Annotated in this window: 20 protein-coding genes and 1 pseudogene; 6 read left to right on the top strand and 15 right to left on the bottom strand. The window is 68.3% G+C overall.

Annotated features, from left to right (window positions below):
- The first annotated feature begins 124 nt into the window (after nucleotides 1-124).
- Nucleotides 125-1009, top strand: a complete 885-nt coding sequence (locus tag B7D75_RS14025; protein WP_058145659.1) for a PoNe immunity protein domain-containing protein — start codon at nucleotides 125-127, stop codon at nucleotides 1007-1009.
- Here the strand turns inward: B7D75_RS14025 and B7D75_RS14020 are convergent.
- The 15 genes from B7D75_RS14020 to B7D75_RS13950 all read right to left on the bottom strand — a co-directional run bounded on the left by B7D75_RS14020 (nucleotide 1006) and on the right by B7D75_RS13950 (nucleotide 18416).
- Entirely contained in the window at nucleotides 1006-2190 is a 1185-nt protein-coding gene (locus B7D75_RS14020; RefSeq protein WP_053813970.1) for a type III PLP-dependent enzyme, read from the bottom strand. The genes B7D75_RS14025 and B7D75_RS14020 overlap by 4 nt on opposite strands.
- On the bottom strand, nucleotides 2187-3941 hold the full coding sequence (locus tag B7D75_RS14015; RefSeq protein ID WP_107114134.1) for an IucA/IucC family protein: 1755 nt from the start codon (nucleotides 3939-3941) through the stop codon (nucleotides 2187-2189). Before B7D75_RS14015 ends, B7D75_RS14020 begins: the two co-directional genes overlap by 4 nt.
- The gene (locus B7D75_RS14010) at nucleotides 3938-5083 is read right to left on the bottom strand and encodes an MFS transporter (RefSeq protein WP_012075852.1); all 1146 of its coding nucleotides are present in this window, start codon (nucleotides 5081-5083) and stop codon (nucleotides 3938-3940) included. The genes B7D75_RS14015 and B7D75_RS14010 overlap by 4 nt, the downstream gene beginning before the upstream one ends.
- The gene (locus tag B7D75_RS14005) at nucleotides 5068-6840 is read right to left on the bottom strand and encodes an IucA/IucC family protein (RefSeq protein ID WP_107114133.1); all 1773 of its coding nucleotides are present in this window, start codon (nucleotides 6838-6840) and stop codon (nucleotides 5068-5070) included. Before B7D75_RS14005 ends, B7D75_RS14010 begins: the two co-directional genes overlap by 16 nt.
- Nucleotides 6837-8036 (bottom strand): ATP-grasp domain-containing protein, encoded by a 1200-nt coding sequence (locus B7D75_RS14000; RefSeq protein ID WP_034079054.1) that lies wholly within the window; start codon nucleotides 8034-8036, stop codon nucleotides 6837-6839. The genes B7D75_RS14005 and B7D75_RS14000 overlap by 4 nt, the downstream gene beginning before the upstream one ends.
- Before the next feature lie 70 nt (nucleotides 8037-8106).
- A complete protein-coding gene (locus B7D75_RS13995) occupies nucleotides 8107-10179 on the bottom strand; it encodes a TonB-dependent receptor family protein (RefSeq protein WP_058136593.1) in 2073 nt (690 codons plus the stop codon).
- Nucleotides 10180-10213: 34 nt separating this feature from the next.
- Nucleotides 10214-10984 (bottom strand): HpcH/HpaI aldolase family protein, encoded by a 771-nt coding sequence (locus tag B7D75_RS13990; RefSeq protein ID WP_034079057.1) that lies wholly within the window; start codon nucleotides 10982-10984, stop codon nucleotides 10214-10216.
- 190 nt (nucleotides 10985-11174) lie between these two features.
- Nucleotides 11175-11852 (bottom strand): amino acid ABC transporter permease, encoded by a 678-nt coding sequence (locus tag B7D75_RS13985; RefSeq protein WP_043101699.1) that lies wholly within the window; start codon nucleotides 11850-11852, stop codon nucleotides 11175-11177.
- A gap of 1 nt (nucleotide 11853) precedes the next feature.
- Nucleotides 11854-12570 (bottom strand): amino acid ABC transporter permease, encoded by a 717-nt coding sequence (locus B7D75_RS13980; RefSeq protein ID WP_012075846.1) that lies wholly within the window; start codon nucleotides 12568-12570, stop codon nucleotides 11854-11856.
- A 79-nt stretch (nucleotides 12571-12649) separates the two neighbouring features.
- Complete coding sequence (locus B7D75_RS13975) at nucleotides 12650-13456, bottom strand: ABC transporter substrate-binding protein (RefSeq protein ID WP_107114132.1); 807 nt, start codon at nucleotides 13454-13456, stop codon at nucleotides 12650-12652.
- A 298-nt stretch (nucleotides 13457-13754) separates the two neighbouring features.
- On the bottom strand, nucleotides 13755-14231 hold the full coding sequence (locus B7D75_RS13970) for a hypothetical protein (protein ID WP_012075844.1): 477 nt from the start codon (nucleotides 14229-14231) through the stop codon (nucleotides 13755-13757).
- An 81-nt stretch (nucleotides 14232-14312) separates the two neighbouring features.
- Entirely contained in the window at nucleotides 14313-15260 is a 948-nt protein-coding gene (locus B7D75_RS13965; protein ID WP_012075843.1) for a LysR family transcriptional regulator, read from the bottom strand.
- Nucleotides 15261-15327: 67 nt separating this feature from the next.
- Nucleotides 15328-16848, bottom strand: a complete 1521-nt coding sequence (locus tag B7D75_RS13960; RefSeq protein WP_012075842.1) for a tripartite tricarboxylate transporter permease — start codon at nucleotides 16846-16848, stop codon at nucleotides 15328-15330.
- Nucleotides 16845-17375, bottom strand: coding sequence for a tripartite tricarboxylate transporter TctB family protein (locus B7D75_RS13955; RefSeq protein WP_053817225.1), 531 nt, complete (start codon nucleotides 17373-17375; stop codon nucleotides 16845-16847). The genes B7D75_RS13960 and B7D75_RS13955 overlap by 4 nt, the downstream gene beginning before the upstream one ends.
- Before the next feature lie 27 nt (nucleotides 17376-17402).
- Nucleotides 17403-18416: a tripartite tricarboxylate transporter substrate binding protein gene (locus tag B7D75_RS13950; RefSeq protein ID WP_012075840.1), complete on the bottom strand. Its 1014-nt coding sequence runs from the start codon at nucleotides 18414-18416 to the stop codon at nucleotides 17403-17405.
- Nucleotides 18417-18681: 265 nt separating this feature from the next.
- Here B7D75_RS13950 and B7D75_RS13945 point away from each other — a divergent pair.
- From B7D75_RS13945 to B7D75_RS13925, 5 genes and pseudogenes are all read left to right on the top strand, one after another.
- A pseudogene (locus B7D75_RS13945) lies at nucleotides 18682-20006 on the top strand (MFS transporter).
- The gene (locus B7D75_RS13940; protein ID WP_058162569.1) at nucleotides 19999-20958 is read left to right on the top strand and encodes an amidohydrolase family protein; all 960 of its coding nucleotides are present in this window, start codon (nucleotides 19999-20001) and stop codon (nucleotides 20956-20958) included. The pseudogene B7D75_RS13945 and the gene B7D75_RS13940 overlap by 8 nt, the downstream one beginning before the upstream one ends.
- Entirely contained in the window at nucleotides 20955-21968 is a 1014-nt protein-coding gene (locus B7D75_RS13935; RefSeq protein WP_058134888.1) for a 4-hydroxythreonine-4-phosphate dehydrogenase PdxA, read from the top strand. The genes B7D75_RS13940 and B7D75_RS13935 overlap by 4 nt, the downstream gene beginning before the upstream one ends.
- A 169-nt stretch (nucleotides 21969-22137) precedes the next feature.
- A complete protein-coding gene (locus B7D75_RS13930) occupies nucleotides 22138-23388 on the top strand; it encodes an OprD family porin (RefSeq protein WP_107114131.1) in 1251 nt (416 codons plus the stop codon).
- Nucleotides 23389-23592: 204 nt separating this feature from the next.
- The gene (locus tag B7D75_RS13925) at nucleotides 23593-24915 is read left to right on the top strand and encodes an MFS transporter (RefSeq protein WP_107114130.1); all 1323 of its coding nucleotides are present in this window, start codon (nucleotides 23593-23595) and stop codon (nucleotides 24913-24915) included.
- The last annotated feature ends 16 nt before the right edge of the window (nucleotides 24916-24931 follow it).

Below are 24931 nucleotides of genomic sequence, written 5' to 3'. Positions count from 1 at the left end.
TGGCGGCTTTTCGCGGAACAGGCGGCTGCGCTAGCATCGCCGCTCCACACCGGTGGAGGCCCGGACGGCCGCCCCGGATCGCACGGATCGGCCGGAAACGGCCGCGATGACTACAGGCCGCCGCATGTACGCACCGACACCCGCCCTGGACAACCAGCTCGCCGACGCCCTGCCGCAGTGGCGCGATCTCGCCCGCACCGCCGCGGTTCCACGACGAAACCTCGACCTTGCCGACTGGAACGCCGACTGGCGTGGCCTGTTCGGCGCACTCGAACGCTTTTCCCGGAGCCACGCCTACCGGCAGCCTGGCGCGGTGCAGGGGTATGCGGCGCTGGAGAGCGCCTGGAGCTGGGGTAGCGCCGCGGAGAATGCCAGCACGCTGCTGCTCAAGGGTATCGACCGGGGCCTGCCGGGCGCCGCGCTGCGCCCCGTCTACCGGGAAACGGCGGCGCTCTGGCTGGATTACGCGCGGTTGCTCGGCGCCGCGCGCGACAGCCTGCGGCAGCAGGGCGAGGAGAACTTCGAAGCGACCCCGGCCCTGGCGCCACGCAGCGGCCAGTACCCGTTCGCGTTGCAGCTGCTGGCCATGGGCGTGCTGCTCGACGCCCAGGACCTTCTTCCCGCGTTGGTCGAGGAAGTTCTTCTGTTCGACACCGACCGTCTTCTCGACTACCTGAGCGCGGCCGCCCTCGGCCTGGTCGAGGCCAGCGGGGAAACCTTCCATCCGCGACCGTTCGGCGAGCTCCGGGCGTTCTTCGAAGCCCCGGACGACAGCGCCGCGCAGGCGCTGGTGCCATACCTGCAACGCCAGTACCGGGAGTTCTTCCAGTTGTCGCCCAAGGCCCAGAAAAAGACCCACCGCCTGGCCGGGCCCGAATCCTGGGGCTGGTGGGCCATGGAAGTGTCGGCCCTGAGCGTGCTCTACGGCTGGGACGACAAGGCCCTGCGCGACTCCCCGCACTACCTCGCCGATCTGGTCGACTACGCCCGGGCGCAGGGCAGCGACTAGTCCTGCAGGAACAGCATCCGCGGCGGCTCATGCATGAGGAAGTCGCGGTGCGAGATGTTCCAGGCGTAGGCGCCGGCCAGGGTGAACACCAGCAGGTCGCCGACGGCCAGGGCGGCGACCTGCTGCCGCCGGGCCAGCACGTCCTTGGGCGTGCACAGCTGGCCGACCAGGGTCACCGCCTGGTCCTCGATTTCCGCGGCTCGCTCGCCGCGCACGACGACGAAGGGATGGTCGTGACCCTGCGCCGCGGGGGTGCGGAAATGGTGGGTGCCACCCCGGGCGACGGCGAAAAGCTCGCCATGGTTGCGCTTGATGTCGAGCACTTCCATCGCGTAGTAGCCGCATGGCGCGGCGATGTAGCGGCCAACCTCGAAGCGCAGGCGGATACCCCCCATGCCTTCTTCGTCGAGGAGGGCCGGCAAGGCGTCGCAGAAGCCCGACCAGTCGAAGGAGCGCGCGAAATCGCGGTAGTCGATGCCCATCCCGCCGCCGACGTTCAGCAGCGACAACGGCAACCCCGATTCGCCAGCGATTCGCAGGAAGGCGCGGCAGTAGGCGCGGACCAGTTGCAGGTGGGCGCTCACGTCGAGCTGGTGGGAAAGCAGGTGGAAGTGCAGCCCCTTCAACTCCAGCGCGGGCTCCTCGCGCAGCAGCGCCAGGGCCTCGTCGAGCGCTTCCTCGTCGAGTCCGAAGGGCGTCGGCTTGCCGCCCATGACCAGGCGGCTGTCGGGAGTTTCGTCCAGCTTCAGGTTCAGCCGCAGCAACAGCGGGATCCGTCGCTCGCGCCGCCTGGCGAGGCTGGCCAGGCGGCGCAGCTCGTGCAGGCTCTCGACGTGGAAGGCATCGAGGTTGGCCAGCAGCGCGGCGTCCAGTTCGCTTTCCAGCTTGCCGGGGCCGCCGAATATCAGCGGATGCTCCGGACAATGTTGGCGAAGCCAGGCCAGTTCGCCGCCGGAAGCTGCCTCGAAGCCGTCGACCAGCGGCGCCAGGGTGCGCAGGATCGCTGCCTCCGGATTGGCCTTGGCGGCATAGAAAAGCTCGCATGCGGGCGGCAGCGCCGCGCGCATCGCGCGAACCCGTTCGGCCAGCGCCGGCAGGTCGTATAGGTAAGCGCAGAGCGGCTCCTCGCGCTGTCGACGCAGGTCGGCGAGGGCCAGGCGTATGCGTGGCGGCAGGTTCATGCGCGGTCTCCATGGAACAGGGGATTGGGCAGGGCGGTATAGCCGGCCTCGCGGTCGGCGCGTTGCAACAGGCGGGTCATGAAGTTTTCCTTGCTGGGCAGGGCGGCGCCGGCGCACAGCCCGCTCAGCTCAGCGGGATTGCCGAGCCGCGCGCATTGCGCCCGCAGTTCTTCGCCGAGCAGTGTCCACAGGCGCCGCTCCAGCGCCGCGTCGCCGTCGGCAAGATGGAACAGCGCTTCGCCCAGGTTATTCACCAGCGCGCAATAGGCGACCCGTTTCCAGGCCTTCTCCGGGCTGTAGTAAAGGGAGGCGCGGGTGCGTTCGTCGAGCCCGGCCAGGCGTTCTTCCGGCCAGTGCCCGGCGACCAGCTTGGTGCCTTCCAGGTCGCGGACCCAGACCCGGCAGGGCAGGCCATCGTCGTCGAAGCCGAGCAGGGTGTTCTGCAAATGGGGTTCCAGGACCACCCCCTGGCGATAGAGGCAGTGCAGCACACCACCCAGCAGCAGGCCGGCATAGCGCTGCAGCCACAGCGCGGCGGTCTCCTCGCGCCCCAGGCCGAGCCGCGCCGCGCACTGGCGCAGGCGCGAGGCGCACATGCCGTGGCCGTCCAGGCCCCAGGTGAAGAGCGCCATGGCGACCTGCGGGCGATAGGCCTCGCGACTGCCGGCATCGAAGTTGCCGCGGTAGAGGATACCGAAGCACTCGGTGACTTCGCGGGCTTGCTCGGCGCTGCCCAGCGCGCTCAGGTCGAGGGTACTGGCGGCGGGCTCGGGCATCAGTTCGAAGCCCGGCTGGTGCCTGGCCAGGTCGGCCATCGCCGGCCGCAGCAGGCGGGTCAGGGCCACTGCGCTGTGGAGTTCGTACCAGGCGTTCTTGCGGATGCAGTTGGTCAGGCGCACGTGCACCGAGAACTTGAGGAAGTAGGCAAGCTCGGGGTGATACAGGGTACGCACCGACGAGGTCGGATACAGCGGCGCGCCCAGCGCGCCCCTGTAGGCCATCAGTCCCCGCGACATGGCGCGTTGTACCAGGGGGTTGCCCAGGATGCGTTGCACCTCCCAGGGGTGGCACGGATAGAGATGCTCCTCGCCGGACAACTGGCGCAGGGTCGCCCGCGGATCGTCGCCCAGATGGCGGAACAGCGAGGGATCGACCTGGAACCAGTGCAGCGAGAAGTGCGCGCCGACCTCCGGGGAACAGGCCAGCAGGGACTCCAGGGAAACCCCCTCGCGACTCTTCGGGGTCGGATGCAAGGCATGGCCCCATACCTGGTGCTGCTCCGAGCGCAGCAGGCTGTCCTGCGGCAGCTGCTGCGCCGGAACCGCGTGACGGAGGAAGACCCGGGTGACGCTCAGGCTGTTGTGGATCTGCCCCATCAGTTCGCCATGGCGCTCCGCGCTGGCCAGGGGCGCCAGCAGCAATTGCGCCAGTTCCATGACCCCCAGGGGGCGCCAGCCCTGACCGTTACCCTTGAAATAGGGCGCGCTGGTGAAGCGGCAGCGACCGAGCGCACTGGTGCGGTCGGCGGCTACCGCCAAGCGGCCGCCGGCCAGGTCGATGCAGACGCGGGTGCCGGCGAGCTGGCGCAGGCTCATCGGCAGGTCCTGGCCACGCGCGTCGAGGCAGGCCTCGCCACGGGGCAGGGCATACTCGCGCAGATAGCAGTTGAGCAGGCATTCGATGGCGTGCCGCTGGGCGTCGCCGGCCAGCGCGTGGTCGTGCAGGGACAACGAGTCGGGTGCTGCGGTCATGCGGTGATCTCCCGAGGAGCGACGAGCAGGGGACGCGCCAGCCACAGCGCCGCGAAAGCGGCCAGGCCGGCGACCAGGAACGGTGAAGCGATGCCGTAGTGCTGGCTGGCCAGGCCGGCCGCGGCACCCGCGGCAGCGCCGGCCCATTTGCCGCTGGAGTCGAACCAGGCGAACAGCCGTCCGGCGCTGCCATGGCGGCGGCGCTGACTGAGACAGCGATGCAGGCCGATGAAGGCGAGCAGCATGCCGAGCCCCGCGAGCAGGCGCCAGGCGAACAACGACAGCGGTTGGCCGGCGCCGAACTGCAGGAAGTTGCCCAGGGCGAACAGCCCCAGCCCCGGCAGCAACAGGTTGGCGGGGTAGCGCTGCAGGCGCGGCAGGGCCACCAGGTAGACCAGGTGCGGCAGCGCGTAGAACAGGCCGATGAGAGCGTCGTTGCGCAGGCCCAGGGCCTCGCCATAGGGAACGAAGTAGGGGAAGCCCAGCACCATCGCGAAACAGAACAGGAACTGCACGGCGAGCAGCCGCGCCAGGTCGCCCGGCAGGGCGCCCGCACCGGCTTCCCCGGCACTCCCGGAGGCCCGCTGGCGGCCATGATCGGCAGGCAACGGGAGGATCAGCACGAAAGCCAGCAACGGCAGCCAGGCCAGCACCCGGTAGAGTTCCTGGCCCATGCCGCTGGCGGTCAGCAGGCCGAGCAGGACCGGTCCGCTGATCATCGCCAGGCGCGCCGAGTACTGGGTCCAGTTCAGTGCGCGCGACAGCTCGCCGTCGTCCAGCTGGGTCGCCAGGTAGGCGTTGGAGGCAGCCATGGCGCCACCGAAGCTGCCCTGGATCACCAGGGCGAGGACGAACGTCCAGAGGTTGGGGCTCAGCCCGGCCAGCAGGAAGCCGAGCGCCAGTCCCGCATGTGCCCGCAGCAGGGACAGCCGGCACCCATGGCGGTCGGCCAGGCGGCCCCAGAACGGGGCCGCCAGCGCGGTGCACAGGGTCGGCAGGACGAACAGCACGCCGATGGCCCAGCCCGGCGTGCCCGGCGCCAGGTCGGCGAGGATCCGCGGCAGGAACAGGGGCACGCCGAGGGCGGTGAACGCCGACAGGTAGTGACCGAGCAGGACGCTGTACATCAGGCGCCGGGACATGCGTCGTCCCCCCGCAGGAAATTCGCGGCGCTGTAGCCGTAGAACTTGTTGATGTCGCGAGCCCCCGACCAGGCCTTGCTGAACAGGCTGCCGGCGCTGAGCAGGTATTTCACCGGCAGGCGCGGACTGTCGAGCAGGAAGCGCCGCGCCTCGGCGCACGCCAGGCCTTCCGCCTCGAGCCCGTCGAGGCAGGCGCGCAGGCGTTCGCGCAACCTCGCGTAGAGCGCTTCGCGCGGGGCCAGGCGGGCCGCAGCGATAGCCTCGATTGGCGCGACGATGTTCAGTTGCAGGGTGATGGTGGTGAACATCTCCGCCAGCGCCTGGGAACCTTCGACGCGGATACGCTCGTCGCGCAGGGCGGCGCAGTGGCCGGCCAGGTCGGGACGGGCCGCGAGGAAGCGCCGCGGCCAGAGACGCGCCGCGTCGTTGTCCTTCATCAGCAGGCGCAGCGGCTGGCCGGGCTGGAACAGCAGCACGGCGTTCTGCTGGTTGGCCTCCAGGGCGATGCCGTAACGCAGCCACAGGCGCAGGTGCACCTGCAGGAGGAGGTCGAGGTAGCGCTCCAGCCAGTCGTCCAGGTCGCCACCGTGGAAACGCTCGACCAGCGCTTCGAGGAACAGCCGGCCATCCTCCAGCGGACTGGCCAGCGCCGCCACCGGGACCAGGGTGGCGCGCTCCAGGCCGGACGGATAGCGGCGCACGATATAGGCCAGGTGCCTGTGCTCGCCGACATGGCCGCCGTGGCTTTCGTCGACATGCAGGTAGCGATCCGCCAGGGCCGGGTCGCGCTCGGCCAGCGCCTGCAGGATACGCTGCAGGGTATGGCCGTCATACAGGGTGCTCGGCTTGATCAGGCGCAGGTTGCGCGCCCCGAGGGTGCGTACCAGCAGCGGCAGCTTGATGTGCCAGTCAGGATGTTCGACGCAGGCCACGGTGCGCACGGAAAGCGTCGGCTGCACCCACAGCGCGCTGCCGGGCGCGCGCAACGCGTCCGCCGGCAGGCCGTGGCGCTCCAGTTCCGCCCAGGTCAGTGGGTGCACCGGCAGCAGCGCATGGCTCTGCGCCAGGGCGGGGTCCAGGCCCACTTCGGCGAACCCCGGCCAGTGCGCCGGCGCGGTGCTGGCGAGGGTCAGCTCGGACTTCGGCAAGGCCAGCCAGTTGAGCGCGAAGCGCGGGGCGAACTCCGGCGCATAGCGGCGCAGGGCGTCCCGGTCGAAGCCGCTCTTGGCGCGCGCGGTCGGGTAGAACGGATGATCGAGGTAGCTGGCCAGGCGATCGATGCCCAGCAGGCGCTCATCCCAGCCCGCGGCGTCGAGCGGTTCGCCGGCGCCATGCCGGCGCCGCGCCACGCGGCAGAGGGCGCGATGAGCCACCGCGCACTCGGCCTCGGCGAGGTAGTCACGGAACAGTTCCCGGCTTTCCGCGTCCAGCCCCAGGGCGAGGAGTTCCAGCCACCGGCCATGCCCCCGCTCCAGCAGCACCGCGCCATCCTGCCTGCGCAGCCAGGCATCGCACGTTGCGCTCCAGGCCTGCAGCGGTGCTCCGCGGCGGACCGGCAGCCAGAGTTCGCCAAGCGGGAGATGGTCGATGCGCAGCCAGGCGTCGGGGGCGGCCAGCGGCCAGTGCCCGCCCAGCTCGGCCGGAAGCGCGCCGGCCCGACCCTCGCTGGCCAGGCCGCGGATGTCCTCACGCAGGAAACAGTCGATGATGCGCTGGCCGATCACCGCCCGGTCGGCGCAGGAAGCCACGGCGCTCATGCCAGCACCCAGCGCAGGTCGGCCAGGCTGGCCTGCAGGCGCGCCCGCAGGGTGGCGTCGTCGCGCTCGATCAGGCGCAGCACGCCGACATAGTCCTTGTTCGAGTGGCTGAGGCGGATCTCGTCGCCGCTGCGATACAGCGCGCGGTAGTCACGCCAGCGGCAGTCGTCCTGCTCGCTGAAGCTTTCCGGCGCCTGGCTCAGCACGCCGGAGCGCTCGGCGACCAGGTAATGCACCAGCGCCTCGGCGGCCGCGGCCAGCGGCTCGCTGAGCGGTTCGCCCAGGTGCAGGGCGAGGATACGCTCGAACCAGCCCTGCGGTAGCAGGCGGTCGAGCAGGAACTCCCGGCCATCGCCGATGCTGCGGTAGTTGATCTCCACCAATACCGGCCCCTGCGCAGTGAGGATGAATTCGCTGTGGCAGACCCCGAAATTGATGCCGAAGGCAGCCACCTGGGCCAGGGCCGCGGCACGGTTCTCACGGCTCAGCGGTCCGTTCCAGCGCGCCGCCAGCTCGACGAAATGCGGCGGCGCCGAGAGGTTCACGTCGAAACCGCCGATCGCCCTCAGGCGCTGGCCGTCGCCGAGGGTTTCCAGGGTGAACAGCGGGCCCTCCAGGTAGGCCTCCAGCAGCAGCGCGCGGCCGGGATTGAGCTGCCAGAAACGCGTGCAGTAGTCGCGCAGCGCGTCACCATCACGGCACAGGCGGACATCCAGGCTGGCCACTCCTTCACGCGGCTTGGCCACGACCGGGTAGGGAACCTCGTCGGGCAGTGCCGCGCCCGGCACCAGCACGCGGAACCAGGGGCAGGGCAGGCCGAGTCGCAGCAGGCGCTCGCGCATCAGCGCCTTGTTCTTCGCCGCCAGGCACAGACGCCAATCCTTGCCGGGACAGGCGAAGGTCTCGGCCACCAGCGCGGTGGCGGTCTGCAGGTGGTCGCTGTTGCTGAACACCGCGAGTGGCGTCCAGCCATGGGCGTTGATCAATTCGACCACGGCGAGCGGATTGAACACGTCGCACTCGTGGATCTCCAGGCGTTCGGCCGGATAGTCCGCGTCCGCCAGCTGGCGTCGATGCTGCTGCGCATGGTCGGTGATCAGCAGCACCGGCAGCCCACGCGCCATGGCGGCGGGAAGGAAACCCTCGGTGATGGCGGGATGGGCGATGTGGGTGAGGATCACGAGCGGTCGTTGCATGGCGGCCTCCGGGTGGGCGACAGCCGTCCCTCCGCTGGGGCGGACGGCTGTGTGGTACGGGGTAGGTGGGTTAGAAGCGGTAGTTGAGACCGACCGTGAAGGTCCGTCCTGGCGCCGGCTGGCGGCCCCACGGGCTGGTATCGATACCGCGGTAGTAATACTGGCGGTCGAAGAGGTTGCTGATGCCGGCGGAGGCGGTCAGCAGGCTCTTGTTGGCGAACTTGAATTCCCGCTCGATGGCGGTGTTCCACAGCCAGTAAGACGGCAACTCGCCGACCGAGGCCGTGACGTTCTCTGCATGACTGTTGGCGGCGTCGGTGAAGCTCTTGCTGACGTAGAGGCCGTCCAGGCTATAGGTCCAGAACTCGGCGAAGCGATAGCGTCCGTCGAGAATGACCTGGTGCCTGGAAGCGTAGGGCACTTCATTGTCCGCGTACTGGCCGCTGCGCTGCTCGGCGTCCAGGTAGGCATAGCCGGCATGCAGTTCCAGGCCGCGGATGGCTTCGGGCGACCAGAATATCTCCGTCTCGATCCCCTGGTGGCGGGTGCTGCCGAGGTTCACGAAGCGGTCGGTGCTGGCGTTGTATTCGATCTGGTCGTCGAAATCGATGCGGTACAGGCCGAAGTCCACCCGCAGGCCGTTCCAGGGGGTGTAGCGCACGCCGGTCTCGTAGTTCCAGGCGATCTCCGCATCCACCGCGCCCTCCTTGACGATCTGCGTGACCTGCGGCGGGCGCAGGGAGCGCTGGGCGTTGGCGTAGACGAACCATTCCTCGGTGGCCTGGAAGCCTACGGTCAGGCCGGGCAACCACTCCTTGGCCTTGTTGGTGCGCTGGAAACCGGTGACGCTGTCGGAGTAGTCCATCGTCGCGTTTTCGTAGCGCACCCCGGGAGTGATGGTCAGGCGATGGTCGAGCAGGCTGATGGCGTTGCTCAGGTAGAAGGCCTTGGCATCGTTGTCGAAGCTCCAGTCGCGGAACACGCTGGTGACGCCACTGTTCAGGTTCTGCCGGTCGACCCGGTAGTCGATGTCCTCCTTCACGTAGCGCGCCCCGAGCAGCCAGGTCTGGCCGATGCTATCGCCGTCGATGCTCATGCTCAGGCGCGGCTCGCTGCCCCAGACCTTGAAGTCGCGCGGGCCGTCCTGCTTGGTCACGGGCTGCGCATCCGGGGTGAATGGCAGGCCGACGACGAAGTTGCGATAGCTGTTGTGGGCGAAGTTGGTCCAGCTGAACTCCACCGAGTCGAACGGCCCGACCGCGCCGAAGTACTGGGTATAGGTGCCCCAGACCCGGTCCGTATCGCCCTCGAAGCGGTCCAGCGGGCGGGTGGATTGCCGTGGGTCGTCCTTGTAGTCCCTGACGCTCAGGGCGCCGGCCAGGTCCATGTCGGCGACATAGCGCTGGACGCCGAAGGTCAGCTCGCGGTCGTCGTCGATGAGCCACTGGCCACGCAGGCGGTAGTTCTGGATGTCGGTGTCGGAGTGCTCGCGGCCGTACTCGCCGTTGACCGTGTTGAGGTCCAGCTGCAGACCGAAGTTGTCGGTCAGGTAGCCGCCGGTCCCCAGGTAGCTGTCCCACAGCTGCCGTCCACCCGGGGCGAAGGTGGTGCGTTCCTGCAGGGTGGTTTCCCACTCGCGCGGAATCGGCCGGCTGATGAAGTTGATCACCCCGCCGACGTTGTTCGGGCCGTACTGGACCGCCGCGCCGCCGCGCACGATGTCGATCCGGTCGATGGTCGCCAGGGTCATCGGGAACAGCGACATGCCGGTCTGGCCGTAGGGCGCCAGCGCCAGCGGGACGCCGTCGGACAACGCCTGGATGCGCCCGCTGCGGCTTTCATAGAGACCGCGGACGGAAATCTGCGGCAGCGCGCCGGTGCCGGTCTCGTCGAAGATCTTCACTCCGGGGACCCGCTGCAACGCGTCGTCCAGGCCGCGCACGCTGCCTTTGCTCAGGTCCTGCGCATCGACCACGCTGCGGCTGCCGCTGTAGGTGAGCACCTCGGGATCGCTGGCTTTCCCGAGCACGTCGCCCTTGATCACCATCGGGTCCAGGGCGGCGTCTTCCTCCTCCGCGGCATTCGCGATGCCAAGGGCCAGGAGGCTGAAGGGAAGGGCAAGTAATGGGATTGTTGTTTTCATTCGTGCTTGCGACTGCTCTTGAGGGAGTGAAGGGTCAGGGGGTGGATTGCAACTCGCCCAGGCGGTTCTTCAGGGCCGCCTGGAGCAGGCCGCGGTCTTCGCCGGCGAGAAAGGCGCGGATGCCGGCGGCCTGCCAGTGACGGCGCTGCTCGGGCGTACGCGGGTTGGCGCAGAACGGTACGCCGGTCGCCCGGCAGGCCTCGGCCATTTCCTGCAGGGCCTGCCAGACCCGCGGATGCAGGGGTTCGGGACCGAGTCCCAGGTCGAGCGCCAGGTCGAGGGCGCCTTCCAGGAGCATGCCGACGCCGGGCAACTGGAGGATTTCCGGCAGCGCGCGCAGGCCGGCGGCGCTCTCGATCATCGGAACGATCGGCCGGGCCCGGTTCGCCAGTTCGATGTAGTCCGCCAGGGACAGGCGACCGAAGCCGGTGACCCGGCCGCCGGTGATGCCACGGCGGCCGAGCGGCGGGAAGAACGCGGCCTCGATGGCCCGCGCGACCTCGGCGGCGCTTTCCACCCGCGGCAGGACTATCGCCTCGACGCCGGCATCCAGCGCGCGGCCGATGAGCTTGGCGTCCACTTCGGGGATCCGCAGCCAGGGCGAGATTCCAGCCGACTCGCAGGCGCGCAGGCAGTGCATCAGGTCGTCGCCGGAGCGCAGCAGGTGCTCCATGTCGAGGATCACGAAGTGATAGCCGGCGAGGGCGATCATTTCGCAGAGCAGGGGGGAGGGTACCGAATTGAGCAAGCCGTAGACGCATTCGCCGTCGTTCAGTCTTGCCTGGACAGGTGAAGGCCGGATCATTCGCGAGGCGCACCCTTAGGAGAATTCTGGCGAATGATAACGAGTCGCAAATAAATGTAAATTACATTTATGTTATTTTCCGCGCCTCGACATGGTGGCGAAAAGCCGCGTCATACGGGGCTTCCAGCGAGTAGAGGAGTAGCCGGGCCCGACCGAACAGTTCCTTCGATCGGGTCAGGGACTACGTCGTTCAGGCCCGCCGGCGCCGGCTCAGGAACCCGGCGAAGAGGTCGAGGCTGGTGCAGAGCAGGAAGTAGAGCAGGGCGACGAACAGGAAGATTTCCGTCGGGTGGACCATCACCCGATTGCTCACCTGGGTGGCGACGAAGGACAGCTCGCCGACGCCGATCACGTAGGCCAGGGAGGTGTCCTTGATCAGCGACACCCACTGGTTGAGGAACGACGGCAGCATCACCGGCAGCGCCTGTGGCAGGATCACCAGGCGCAGCACCTGCCACGGCCGCAGTCCCAGCGCGCGGGCGGCCGCCCACTGTCCGGCGGGGAGGCTGTGGATCCCGGCGTACACCGAGTGGGCGAGGTAGGCGCCGCCGATCAGCGACAGCGCGCAGACCACGGTGGCCAGCGCCGGTACGTCGACGTGGAAGACGATCGGCAGGAGGAAGTAGGTCCAGAAGATCAGCATCAGCACCGGGATCGCGCGGAAGAAGCCGAGCAGCGTCACCAGCAGCAGGCGCGGCTTGCCGGGCAGTACCGCGAGGGCCACGCCGAGGACCAGGCCAAGCACCGCCGAAACCAGTCCGGAGAGCAACGCCAGCAGCAGGGTCAGCGCCGCTCCGCCGAGCGGGCCGTCCGGGTAGGCGCCGAGCAGCAGGTAGGACAGGTTGTCCGAGATGACCGAGAAATCCATCTCAGGCACCTCCCTGGCGATAGCGGCGGGTCTGCTGCAACGCCTGGCCGAAGGCTTCGATCAGGGCGATGGCGCCGATGTAGAGGAGGGTGGCGATGCCGAAGGCCTGGAAGGTCTTGAAGGTTTCGGTTTCTACCTGGCGCGAAGCGTAGGACAGCTCGGCCAGGCCGATGGCCATCGCCAGCGAGGAGTTCTTCAGCGCATTCATGTACTGCCCGAGCAGCGGCGGCAGGGCCGTGCGCAGGGCCTGCGGCAGCACCACCACGCGCCATACCTGGCGCTGGGTCAGCCCCAGGGCGAGGCCGGCGGCGCGCTGCTCGGGGCGTACCGAGGCGATGCCGGCGCGGAACTCCTCGGCGACGAAGGCCGACGTGTACAGGGTCAATCCCCAGGCGCCGGCGAGGAACTCGAAGGACGGCCAGTCGAGCAGGGGCGTCTCGTGCGGCGTGTTCAGCCAGCTCACCAGTTCCTCCGGCAGCAGCGCGGGAACGCCGAAGTACCAGAAGAACAGCTGCACCAGCAGCGGGGTATTGCGGAACAGCGCCAGGTAGGCGCGCGCCGGCCAGGACAGCAGGCGCCGGCGCGACAGCCGGGCGATGGCCAGGGGGGCGCCGACCAGGGTGGCGAGCAGGCAACTGAGCAGGGAAAGGCCGAGGGTCAGCAGGAAGCCGTCGAGCAACCAGCGCAGGTACTGCGGGGCGAGAAGTTCGCCGAACATGTGCGGGATTCCGTCGGGTAGAACGAAAAACGCGCCTCAGCGAAGTGAGGCGCGCGGTGGTGCGGGCGAAGCGGGCCGCTCAGCTCTTGTCGCCGATCCTGTACAGGCGCGCCAGCGGGGTCTTGGTCTGCGGACCGAACCAGGTGTCGTAGATCTTCTGCGCCTGGCCGTCCTGCTCCAGCTCGCGCAGGCTCTTGTCGACGAATTCGGTCAGGGCCTTCTCGCCCTTGGGTATACCGACGCCGATCAGGTCGTTGGAAATGGTGAAGGGCGGCACTTCGTACTTGTCGCGGTCGGGCACGTTGGCCAGCAGGCCGATCAGTTTCGGACCATCCTGGGTGATGGCCTGGACCTGGCCGTTGCGCAGGGCGGTGAAGGCGAAGGGCGTGTCGTCGTAGGCGATGACCTTGGCGCCGGGGAACTTCTCGCGCAGCACGCCTTCGTTGACCGTGCCCTTGTCCACGCCGACCCGCCACTTGTTGAGGACTTCCGGCGAGGTCAGGGTGCCTTTCTTGACGATGAACTGCTGGCCGGAGGAGAAGTAGGGGATGCTGAAGTCCACCTGCTGGGCGCGCTCCGGGGTGATGGTGAAGTTGGCCAGGACCAGGTCGACCTTATTCGCCGTCAGCAGCGGGATGCGGTTGGCCGGGTTGGTCGGCAGCACTTGCAGGCGGACACCCAGCTTGTCGGCCAGGGCCTTGGCGTAGTCGACGTCGAGGCCTTCGATCTGCTTGCTCTTGGCGTCGACGAAACCGAACGGTGGGTTGCTGTCGAAGGACGCGACGCGCAATACGCCGGCCTTGCGGATGTCCTCCAGGCGGTCGGCCTGGGCCAGGCCGGAGATCAGGGCGAGGGCGAGGGCGGTGATGGCGGGGAGTTTCTTCATGAAAGTTCCAGCTCCTTGTCGGCCGCGATCGACGATCAGGGCCTTGCAATGGGGGGCGGACATTCCGGATGGGAATGCCGCCATGTCGGCGCGGGGGTATCCCGTGGCGAAGGGAGTTTGGCAGGGGCCTAGGGTCGGGAGAAAAGAATGAATCGATCTATCTTATTTCCAGAAGAAATAAGAGGCATGAAAACAAGGATTCAAGGAAATAAAAAACGATAGCGCAAGGCCATGACCGCCGAGGTTCCCGCGCCGGGATTCGTCGTCGAGAAGGCGGGTCGAGGCCTCGCGGCCGCCGTCAGCGGCTGTCCCGGCAGTCGATCACGCTGGCGTTGGTGATGATGTCCCGGCTGTCGGTGTACAGGGTGATGCTGCAGAAATAGTCGAGGATGGTCTGGTTCTCGTAGTAGCCGGTCTTGCGATAGACCGCCTCGCTGCTCACCGGCGCCATGCCGGCGACCCCCTGGCCACCGACGCCGACCCAGGTCTCGCGCTGGCCGACGTACTCGCTGCCGGTCTGTATGAAGACCTTGTCCGGCCCCATGTGGGTCCGCACGCGGTTCCAGGCGTAGAAGCCGCCGCTACCGTAGGACGAAGGGCCAAGGCCCTGGTCGGGCTTGCCGAACAGTTCGAAGGCCTTGCCGGCGGGCTGGCCGATGAGCTTCTGCGCGGCGACCTGGACCTCGTTGTCGCGATTCCCCGACTGGCCGAGGGAGGCGCAGGCGCTGAGACCGAGGACGAGCAGGGCGAGACCGAAGGGCTTGATCGAGGGCATGGCATTCACTCCGTTGAAATGCCGCAGGATGTTAGAGGTCCAGCCGGCTCGCGGCTATTAGCTCATTTGTGCTAGCGCCGGTCACTTCGCCAATTGCCGCGCCTGTTCGGCATGCACGCTGGCCATGAAGGTCTGCATCGCCGAGGAGTGGACCCGGTTGCGTCGGGTGATCAGGCCGTAGGGCGGCAGGCGCGGCTCCAGCTGGATCGGCAGGATCGCCAGCAGGTGCTTGCCCGGGTAGTCCTCGATCACCGAGCGCGGGGTGATGCCGATCATGTCGGTCTGCTGCAGCAGGGAGAGCAGGGTCATGATCGAGGTGGTCTCGACGATACTGCTCGGCAGGTCGATGCGCGCATTGTGGAAGGCCTGGTTGACGATCCCGCGCATCGGGCTGGGGTGCTGCTGCAACACCCAGGTCAGCTCCTGCAACTCGCCCCAGTCCAGCTTGCGTGCCTGCGACAACGGGTTCTGCGCGCCGACTACCACGCAGAGCTCCTCCTCGCCGAGGCTGTCGAACACCAGGTCGTCGGTGCGCGCCCCGCTGGGGATGCGCCCGAGCACCACGTCCAGCTGGTCCTGTTGCAGGGCCTGGACCAGCACGTCGCTGGTATCCACCTGGATGCTCATCGACAGCCGTGGATGACTCTGCTTCAGAGTGGCGATGGTGCGAGTGAGCAGGCTCGAGGCCAGCGCCGGGATCGCCCCGACGGTGACCCGGCCGAGGTTGCCGGACTCCAGCGCGACCAGTTCCTCGCGCATCCCGGACAGCTCGGCGAAGATCATCCGCGAGTAGTAGATCAGCGTCTCGCCGAAAGGCGTCGCGCGCATGCCGCGCGGCAAGCGCTCGAACAGTTCGACGCCGAGCAGGTCTTCGGCCTCGTGGAGCATCTTGGTCGCCGCCGGCTGGGTCATGCCGATCTCGTCGGCGGCGCGGCGCAGCGAGCCGAGTTCCTCCAGGGCCAGCATCAGGCGCAACTGGCGCAGACGCAGGCGGCTGTGGATGATGCTGGCGTCGGGAATCCGGGACATGGCGTATCTCGCTGGCGGCGGGGAAACCCAGGGTGACAAGAAATCCACCCCGCCGCCAGGCACAGGCTCAGGCGGCATGCCGAAGGGCCCGTCGGCCACGCCGGAGCAGCGACCCGGCGCAGCGCGCCAGCAACGGCCAGAACAGCATCGCCAGCGCCGCGCCGGTCAGGCTGGCAACCAGCGGGTTGGACCAGAACACCGAGAGTTGCCCATCGGAGAACAGCATCGACTGGCGGAACGCATCCTCGGCCTTGTCGCCGAGCACCGCGGCGAGCACCAGCGGGGCGATGGGGTAGCCGAGCTTCTTGAACAGGTAGCCGAGCGCGCCGAACAGCAGCATCAGGACCACGTCGAGCATGGCGTTGTGCACCGAGTAGGCACCGATGGCGCAGACCATGACGATGATCGGCGCGACGATGGCGAACGGAATCCGCAGGATCGAGGCGAACAGCGGCACGGTCGCCAGTACCACGATCAGGCTCACCACGTTGCCCAGGTACATGCTGGCGATCAGGCCCCAGACGAAGTCGTGCTGTTCGACGAACAGCGTCGGTCCGGGATGCAGCCCCCAGATCATCAGGCCACCGAGCATCACCGCGGCGGTCGCAGAGCCCGGGATGCCGAGTGTCAGCATCGGCAGCAGGGCGCTGGTGCCGGCGCTGTGGTCGGCAGTCTCCGGAGCGATCACGCCTTCCACCTCGCCCTTGCCGAAGTTCTCGCGGTTCTTCGAGAAGCGCCGCGCCAGGCTGTAGCTCATGAACGAGGCGGCGGTGGGGCCGCCCGGAGTGACGCCCATCCAGCAGCCGACCAGCGCGCTGCGCAGCCAGGTCAGCCAGTAGCGCGGCAGCCTGGCCCAGGTACGCAGGATCACCCTCGGCGTGATGCGTGCGCGCTCGCCGCGAAACACCAGGCCTTCCTCCACCGTGCAGAGGATCTCGCCGATGCCGAACAGACCGATCACCGCCACCTCGAAACTCAGCCCGGAGAGCAGCCAGGGCTGGTCGAAGGTCAGGCGCAGGTCGCCGGACACGGTATCCATGCCCACCGCGGCCATGGCGAAGCCGATCGTCATCGCCACCAGGGTCTTCAGTGGCGGGTTCCTGCTCATGCCGATGAAGGTGCAGAACGCCAGCAGGTAGACGGCGAAGAACTCGGGCGAGCTGAACGCCAGGGCGAAGCGAGCGATATGGGTGGACAGGAAGGTCAGCAGCAGCACGCCAGCCAGCGCCCCGAGGAGCGCCGAGGTGAAGGCGGCGGTCAGCGCTTCGCCGGCCCGGCCGTTGCGCGCCATCGGATAGCCGTCGAAGGTGGTGGCCACCGACGACGGCTCGCCGGGGATATTGAACAGGATCGAGGTGATCGAGCCGCCGAACAGCGCGCCCCAGTACATGCAGGAAAGCAGGATGATCGCCGCCACCGGCGACATGCTGAAGGTCAGCGGCAGCAGCAGCGCCACCCCGTTCGGAGCACCGAGGCCCGGCAGCACGCCGACCAGGATGCCGAGCAGCACGCCGATGACCATCAGGCCGAGGTGATGGGCGCTGAGAACCAGGCTCATGCCCTGCATCAGGGAATCGAATTCGCTCATGGCCTGGCGCTCCCGACGTAGGCCGCGAGGTCGGCCAGTACCCCGGCATCCAGCGGCACCTTGAACCAGAGGGCGAAGACCAGGTAGCTGGCCAGCGCCGCGCCGCAGGACAGCGTGACGATCAGCGGCACACCGTAGGGTTCGTCGCGGCTGCGGTCGCGCCACATGAACCAGGCGATGAACAACGCGGAGGCGAGGTAGATCCCGGCGAACGGCATGGCCGCCACGTAGGCGGCGATCGGCAGGAACACCGCGAGCACCCGGCGGAACGCCGCGCGGGCGACGAACGTCGAGCCCAGCGCGTGCCAGCGCCACAGCGCCATGAGCAGGTTGCCGAGGCTGGCACCGCTCAGCAGCAGGCCGATGTAGAAGGGGAAGTAGCCGGCTTCCGGACCGGCGTCGCCCCAGCCGATGCCGATATCCAGGCTGCCGTACATGACGAGCGCGCCGAGGGCGGCGGTGAACAGCGCCAGGCCGATCTCCACCCAGCGGGTGGACACCAGCGGCGCGTCGGATGAACTGGACATGCGCGTCTCCTGTTCGCGTGGCGGGCGTTACTGGCGGAGCCAGCCGGCGTCGCGGAACAGCGGGATGGCGCGCTGGCGATCCCGCTCGATGTAGGCCACCAGTTCCTCGCCAGCGAGGAAGGTCGGGGCCAGCGCCGAACGCGCGACATAGTCCTTGAACTCGGCGGTCTGGCTGACCTTGCGCATCAACTCGACGTAGAAGGCGCGCTGCGCGTCGCTGACGCCGCCGGGCAGGAACACCGTGCGCGGGAAGCGGTACTGGTCGATGCCCAGGCCCTGTTCGTGGCAGGTGGGAATGTCTGCCCAGGACTGCTCCGCCGTGACCTTGGCGGTGTAGATCATGCGTTCGTGGCTGAACACGCAGAGCGGCCTGACCTGGCCGCCGCGCCACTGGCTGAGGCTTTCCGCCGGGTTGTTGAGGTTGGCGGCGATGTGCTTGCCGGCCAGTTGGATGGAGGCCTCGCTGCCGCTCTTGAAGGGGATGTAGGTCAGCCTGGCGCCGGCCTGCTTGCCGAGCAGCAGGCTGAGGGTCTGGTCGACATCCTTCGACTGGCTGCCGCCGAAGCGCATGCCTGCCGCGTCCTTCTTCAGATCGGCGAAGAATGCCGAGGCGTCCGCCCACGGCGCCGCCTGGTAGGTCCAGAGGATGAAATCGTCCTCGGCGACCGCTGCCACCGGGGTCAGGTCGGTCCACTGGTAGCCCAGCCTGGCCACCAGCGGCAGCAGGTAGACGTTGTTGGTGCCGATCACCAGCCTGTGCGCATCGCCCCTGGCCAGCTTCAGGTCGAGGAAGGCCTCGGCGCCGTTGCCGCCGCCCTTGTTCAGCACCACGGTATTGACCTCGAGCAGCTTGTTCTGGCTGATCGCCGACTGGATCAGCCGGGCGAGCTGGTCGGTGCCGCCGCCGGGACCGCCGGCCACGACGATCTCCAGGTTCTCGGTGGGTTTCCAGGTGTCCGCCAGGGCGGGCAGGGCAGCGCAGCAGAGCAGGGCGCAGGCGGCGAGGAGCGACGGGATGGAGCGCGCGGATACGGTTCGCATGGAGGCCTCTGATTGTCGTTGTTGTTATGGGTAGGCCGGAGTGTGCGAAGCGAACCGATAAGCGTCCACTCAAAATAAGGCATACACCGATAGCCCCGGGTTATCCCTGGGAGACGCGGGCAGGAAGCGCCAAGCGATAACCGTGGGAAATGGCCATATGAGCAGCTTTGATTAGACGGTTATCGATGCAAGGCCGGATAGTGGGTCTGCCGGACCTGCCAACCCAGGTCCGCAGCACAAGAACAACAAAAAAGAGGTACGACCCATGGTTCAGGCACAGACCGCCGTGCTCCAGGCTGATCCTGCCCAGAAAAAGGCCACTGCCGCAAAACCCAGCAACGTCCGCTGGCGCATCTTCGCCATCATCTTCGCGCTCACCGTGATCAACCTGGTCGACCGCGTCTCCCTGTCCATCGCCATGCCCACCATCGCCGGTGAATTCGAACTGACGCCAGGCATGCAGGGCCTGATCCTCAGTAGCTTCTTCTGGGCCTACGCATTGCTGCAGATTCCCGGCGGCTGGCTGATCGACCGCTACGGCCCGCGCCGGATGATCGGCTGGTCCACCGGGCTCTGGGGGCCTTCCAGACCCTCGCCGCCTTCGCCAGCGGCGGCCTGTCGCTGATGTTCGCGCGGGTCGCCCTGGGCGCGGCGGAGGCGCCGCTGTTCCCCTCCGGCGGCAAGCTCAACTCGCTGTGGCTGGGCGCCAGCGAGCGCAGCCGCGGCGCCGTGCTGATGGATTGCGGCGGGCCACTGGGCGTCGCCCTCGGCGGCCTGGTCATCGCCTACCTGATCGCCGCGCTCGGTTCCTGGCGCAGCGCCTTCTTCATCGCCGGCATCGCCACCCTGGCCATGGCCTGGCTCGCCTGGCACTACCTGCGCGACCGGCCCGGCGAGCACCCCGGGGTCAACGCCGCCGAACTGGAGAGGATCGACGCCGACCGCGCCGCGCCGCCGGCCGACGCCGCCCGACAGGCGAGCGGCGGCCTGGGCATCGCTTCCCGTTCGCTGGCCGGCATCGTCCTCGGCCGCGCCAGCTGGGCAATGGTGTTCTTCGGCCTGCTGACCTGGGGGCCGAGCTACCTGGCCCAGGCGCGCGGCTTCGACATCAAGGGCATCGGCGCGGCGACCTTCGTGATCTTCCTCTGCGGCGCCATCGGCTCGCTGGTCGGCGGCTTCCTCTGCGACCTGCTGATCCGCAAGGGCGTGCGCCGCGGCCTGGCGGCCAAGGGACTGCTGACGTTCTCCGGGCTGGTGGCGCTGGTCACCTTCCTGCTCTTGCCGGGCATGAGCGACGCCTATGCCGCCGTGACCCTGCTGGCGCTGACCGCTTTCTTCCTGATGTGGGGCAGCCTGTACTGGAGCTTCCCGGCTCTGCTCGCCGCGCCGTCGCGGGTCGGCCTGATCGGTGGCGTGATGAACATGGCCGGCAGCCTCGGCGGCATCGCCGTGCCGATCCTGGTCGGGTTGCTGCTGCAGCACCTGGGCGGCTATGCCGCGGTGCTGGGCTTCTTCGCCCTGTGCTCGGCGACCTTCATCGCCGGCACCCTGCTGATTTCCCTGGACACGAACGAGGCTGAACATGGCTGAGCTGTACGACGGACCGATAGTCGACGCCCATCACCATTTCTGGGATCCGCAGGTGAACTACCACCCCTGGCTGTCGGACGGCGAGAACATCCCGTTCCGCTACGGCGACTACAGCGCGATCAAGCGGCGCTACCTGCCGGCCGACTATTTCACCGACGCGGGCGCGCACCGGGTGGTCGAGACGGTCTACGTGGAAACCGAGTGGGACCCGCGCGACCCGCTCGGCGAGACCCGCTTCGTCCACCGGCTCGCCGAACGCCATGGCGCGCCCCACGCGGTGGTGGCCCAGGCCTGGCTGGACGCGCCGGACGCCACCGAGGTGCTGGCGGCGCAGGCGGGCTTCGCGCGGGTCCGTAGTGTCCGCCACAAGCCCGGCGGACCGACCCGGCCGGAACAGGTCGGCGAAACGCGCAGCCTGATGAGCGACGAGCGCTGGCGCCGCGGCTACGCCGAACTGGCGCGCCACGGCCTGCACTTCGACCTGCAGACGCCCTGGTGGAACCTTGCCGAGGCCGAGCGGCTGGCGCGCGACTTTCCCGGCACGCTGCTGATCCTCAACCATGCCGGCCTGCCGGCGGACCGCAGCGAGCAGGGCCTGGCCGGCTGGCGGCGGGCCATGGCGCGCTTCGCCGAGCGGCCCAACGTGGCGGTGAAGATCTCCGGCCTCGGTCAGGCCGGCCGGTGCTGGAGCGTCGAGGACAACGCCTGGATCGTCCGCGAGACCATCGCCCTGTTCGGCGTCGAGCGGACGATGTTCGCCAGCAATTTCCCGGTGGACAGCCTGTGCGGCTCGTTCGACGACATCTATGGCGGTTTCAAGCGTATCGTCGCCGACCTGCCGTACGCCGACCAGGAACGACTCTTCCATGGCAACGCGCGGCGCATCTACCGCACCGTGCCCGACACCATACGCCTGCAGCAGGCATCGCCCGACCCGAGGACTTCCGCATGAACACTCCAACCCTACCGCGACTGGCCATGGTCCTGGGAGACCCGGCCGGCATCGGCCCGGAATTGATCGCCCGCCTGCTGGCCGAGCCCGAGGTGCGCGGGAAGGCGCATGTCCTGCTGATCGCCGACGAAGCGGAAGCGCGCCGCGGCATGCACATCGCCGGCTGCGAATTCCCCTACCGGCGCATCGACTCGCTGGAAACCCTGGACTTCGCCGACGCCACGCCACTGCTGCTTCCCTGGCACGGCCAGGGCCAGGGCGAGTTCCCACGCTGCGAAGCGAGTGCCGCCGGCGGCCGCTACAGCCTGGAGACCCTCGCCCTGGCCCTCGAACTGACCCGCGGCGGCAGGACCGACGCGATCCTCTTCGGCCCGTTGAACAAGACCTCGTTGCACATGGCCGGCATGGCCCACAGCGACGAACTGCACTGGTTCGCCGAACGCCTGGGATTCGACGGCCCGTTCTGCGAGTTCAACGTTCTCGACGACCTCTGGACCTCGCGGGTAACCTCCCACGTGGCCCTGGCCGAGGTGCCGGGCCTGCTCAGCCAGGAGCGGGTAGGGGAGGCGATCCGCCTGATCGACGCCGCGCTCCGCCGCAGCGGCCTGGCGCGGCCGCGCATCGGCGTCTGCGGGCTGAATCCGCACAACGGCGACAACGGCAGCTTCGGCCGCGAGGAGCTGGACATCATCGGCCCGGCGGTACGCAAGGCGCGCGAGGAGGGCATCGACGCCGACGGCCCGTATCCCGCCGACACCATCTTCCTCAAGGTGCAGGGCGACGCCCGCGCCTTCGACGCGGTGGTGACCATGTATCACGACCAGGGGCAGATCGCGATCAAGCTGATGGGCTTCTCCCGTGGCGTGACCGTCCAGGGCGGCCTGCCGATCCCCATCGCTACGCCGGCCCACGGCACCGCCTTCGATATCGCCGGGCAGGGCCGGGCCGACGTCGGCGCTACCCGCCAGGCGTTCGAGATCGCCTGCCGGATGGGCAGGCGCAAAGCCTGATCGCTTGCATGCGACACGACAACCAGAGCGCCGCCCCCTCGTAACGCGCTCCTGACGCCTCCCTGTACCGTCGCGGCGGGGCAGGGGGCTTCGCACCTTCGACGAGACACATCGCCTGGAGCCACAGCGCTCCACGGCTCGCTTCGGCCTGGGAAAAGGAAAAACAACAATGACCCGTTCCGCTCCGAACCTGCTGAAATCCGCCTCGCTCGCTCCGGTCCTGCTGGCCGGCCTGCCGTCGCTCGCCGGCGCCGAGGGCTTTATCGAAGACGCCACTGTCAGCCTCGGCCTGCGCAATCTCTATTTCAATCGCGACTTCCGCCAGCCCGGCACGGCGCAGTCGAAACAGGAGGAGTGGGCCCAAGGCTTTCTCCTCCAGGCGAAATCCGGCTATACCCAGGGCACCCTGGGCCTGGGCGTCGAGCTGCTCGGCCAGCTCGGCCTGAAGCTCGACAGCAGCCCTGATCGTGCCGGCTCCGGGCTGCTGCCACGCCACGCCGACGGACGCGCCGCGGACGACTACGCGCGACTGGGCGTGGCGCCGAAGCTGAAGCTGTCGAATACCGAACTGAAGCTCGGCGAACTGCTGCCGGAACTGCCGATCCTCCTGCGCAACGACGGCCGCCTGCTGCCGCAGACCTTTCAGGGCGGCATGCTGACCTCGAAGGAAATCGCCGGCCTGACCCTGCACGGCGGGCAGATGCGTTCGCTCAGCCAGCGCAACTCCAGCGACCACCAGGATCTCTCGGTGGATGGGCGAGGCGGGGCGTTCTCCGACCGCTTCGACTACCTGGGCGCCGAATACCGCTTCAACGCCGAGCGCAGCCAGGTCGGGCTGTGGCAGGCGCGACTGCAAGACATCTACCGGCAGGATTACTACAGCCTGAGCCACAAGCGGAGCTTCGGCGGCTGGCGCCTGGGCGCCAGCGTCGGGCTCTTCGACACGCGCGACGAAGGTGCCGCGAAGCTCGGCGAACTGGACAACCGCGCGCTGAGCGGTTTCTTCAGCGCGACCCACGGCGGACACAGCCTCGGCGCCGGCTACCAGCGCATGTACGGCGACGACGGGATGCTCTACATCGCCGGCACCAGCACGCCGTTGGTCAACGACATCCAGGTGCGCAACTTCACCAGCGCCGGCGAGCGCTCCTGGCAACTGCGCTACGACTACGACTTCGTCGCCCTGGGCATTCCCGGGCTGACCGCCATGGCTCGCTACGCCAGCGGCGCCCATGCCCGGACGAAGGCAATGGCCGACGGCCGCGCCTGGGAACGCGACGTGGACATCGCCTACGTGATCCAGAGCGGCCCGCTGAAGAACCTCGGCCTGCGTTGGCGCAACGCCATGCTGCGTTCCAACCATGCCGCCGACGTCGACGAGAACCGTCTGATCCTCTCGTATTCCCTGCCGCTGCTCTGAGCGCGGGGCCGCGCTTGGCCCTGGCCGATAACCGACGATTGGCTCATTGGCGAAAAGGTATTGCCTGGGGTTATCGACGAATGCGCAGAAGTGATTATCCGCGCGGGAGCGGCCTGGCTACAGTCGGCCCAACGCAAGCGGCCATGCCGCCTCCGCGTCGAACAACAACAACAACAACAACAACAACAAGAAGGGAAGTCCTCCATGAGCGCCATGAACGACCACGCCAGGCTGCTGTCCTCGGCGATCGCCACCAGCCGCCTGCGGCTCCTGCCTTTCCTGATCCTGATGTACGTGCTGGCCTTCATCGACCGGGCCAACGTCGGCTACGCGCGCGCCTTCCTGCAAGCCGACAGCGGGCTCGGCGATGCCGCCTTCGCGTTCGGCGCGAGCATCTGCTTCATCGGCTACGCCTGCTTCGAGGTTCCCAGCAACCTGATGCTGCACCGCCTTGGCGCCAGGGTCTGGCTGTGCAGGATCATGGTCAGCTGGGGCCTGGTCTCGGCGGCGATGATGTTCGCCGACGACGCCATGACCTTCTATGTCCTGCGCTTCCTGCTGGGCGTCGCCGAGGCGGGCTTCTTCCCCGGCATCATTCTCTATCTCACCTACTGGTTCCCGCAGCGCAGCCGTGCCCAGGCGCTCGGCCTGTTCTACTTCGGCCTGCCGCTGGCGCTGGTGCTGGGCGGCCCGCTGTCCGGCTGGCTGCTGGAGTTCCACGGCATATTCGGCCTGGCCAACTGGCAGTGGCTGTTCGTCACCGAGGGCCTGCTGGCCTCGCTGGTCGGCATCGCCGCCTACTTCTACCTGGTCGACCGCCCACGCGATGCCGGCTGGCTGAGCGACGAGCAGAAGCGGGCGCTGGAAGGCGAGCTGGCCGAAGAAGACACCCGCAAACAGGCACGCGGCCCACACGGCTTCCTCAGCGCACTGCGCAACGGCCAGGTGCTGAAGTTCTGCCTGGTCTACTTCACCATCCAGATGAGCGTGTACGGCGTGGTGTTCTACCTGCCGACCCGCATCGCCAGTTTCCTCGACGGTCAGGTCGGCCTGAACGTCGGTTTGATCACCGCGATTCCCTGGGCCTGCGCCCTGGTGGTGACGCGCCTGGTGACCCGCCATGCCGACCGCAGCGGCCTGCACCGCCCACTCGCGGTGGCCATGCTGGGCATGGCCGCTGCCGGCATCGCCGCCTCGGCGCTGGCCGGCAACCTTGGCCTGGCGGTGATCGCCTTCTGCTTCGCCGCGTCCGGCTTCGTCGCGGTGCAGCCGTTGTTCTGGACCCTGCCCACCGGCTACCTGAGCGGCGCGGCCGCCGCCAGCGGCATCGCCCTGGTCAACTCCCTGGGCAACCTCGGCGGCTTCGTCGCGCCGAACCTCAAGACCCTCATGGAAAACCTGTTCGCCGACCCGCGCGCCGGCATGTTCGCCCTGGCCGCCGTCGGCCTGCTCGGCGCCTGCCTGCTGGCCCGGCTGAAGACCTCCGGATCGTCGTCCGTCCCGCTGCGCGCGCGGCAGGCCGGCTGACCCCACTACGCACCGA

This window comes from Pseudomonas paraeruginosa (genome assembly GCF_003025345.2).
Classification (GTDB): Bacteria; Pseudomonadota; Gammaproteobacteria; order Pseudomonadales; family Pseudomonadaceae; genus Pseudomonas; species Pseudomonas paraeruginosa.
Note: the sequence above shows the minus strand (reverse complement) of the source record. Positions and strands in the feature narration are given on the sequence as shown.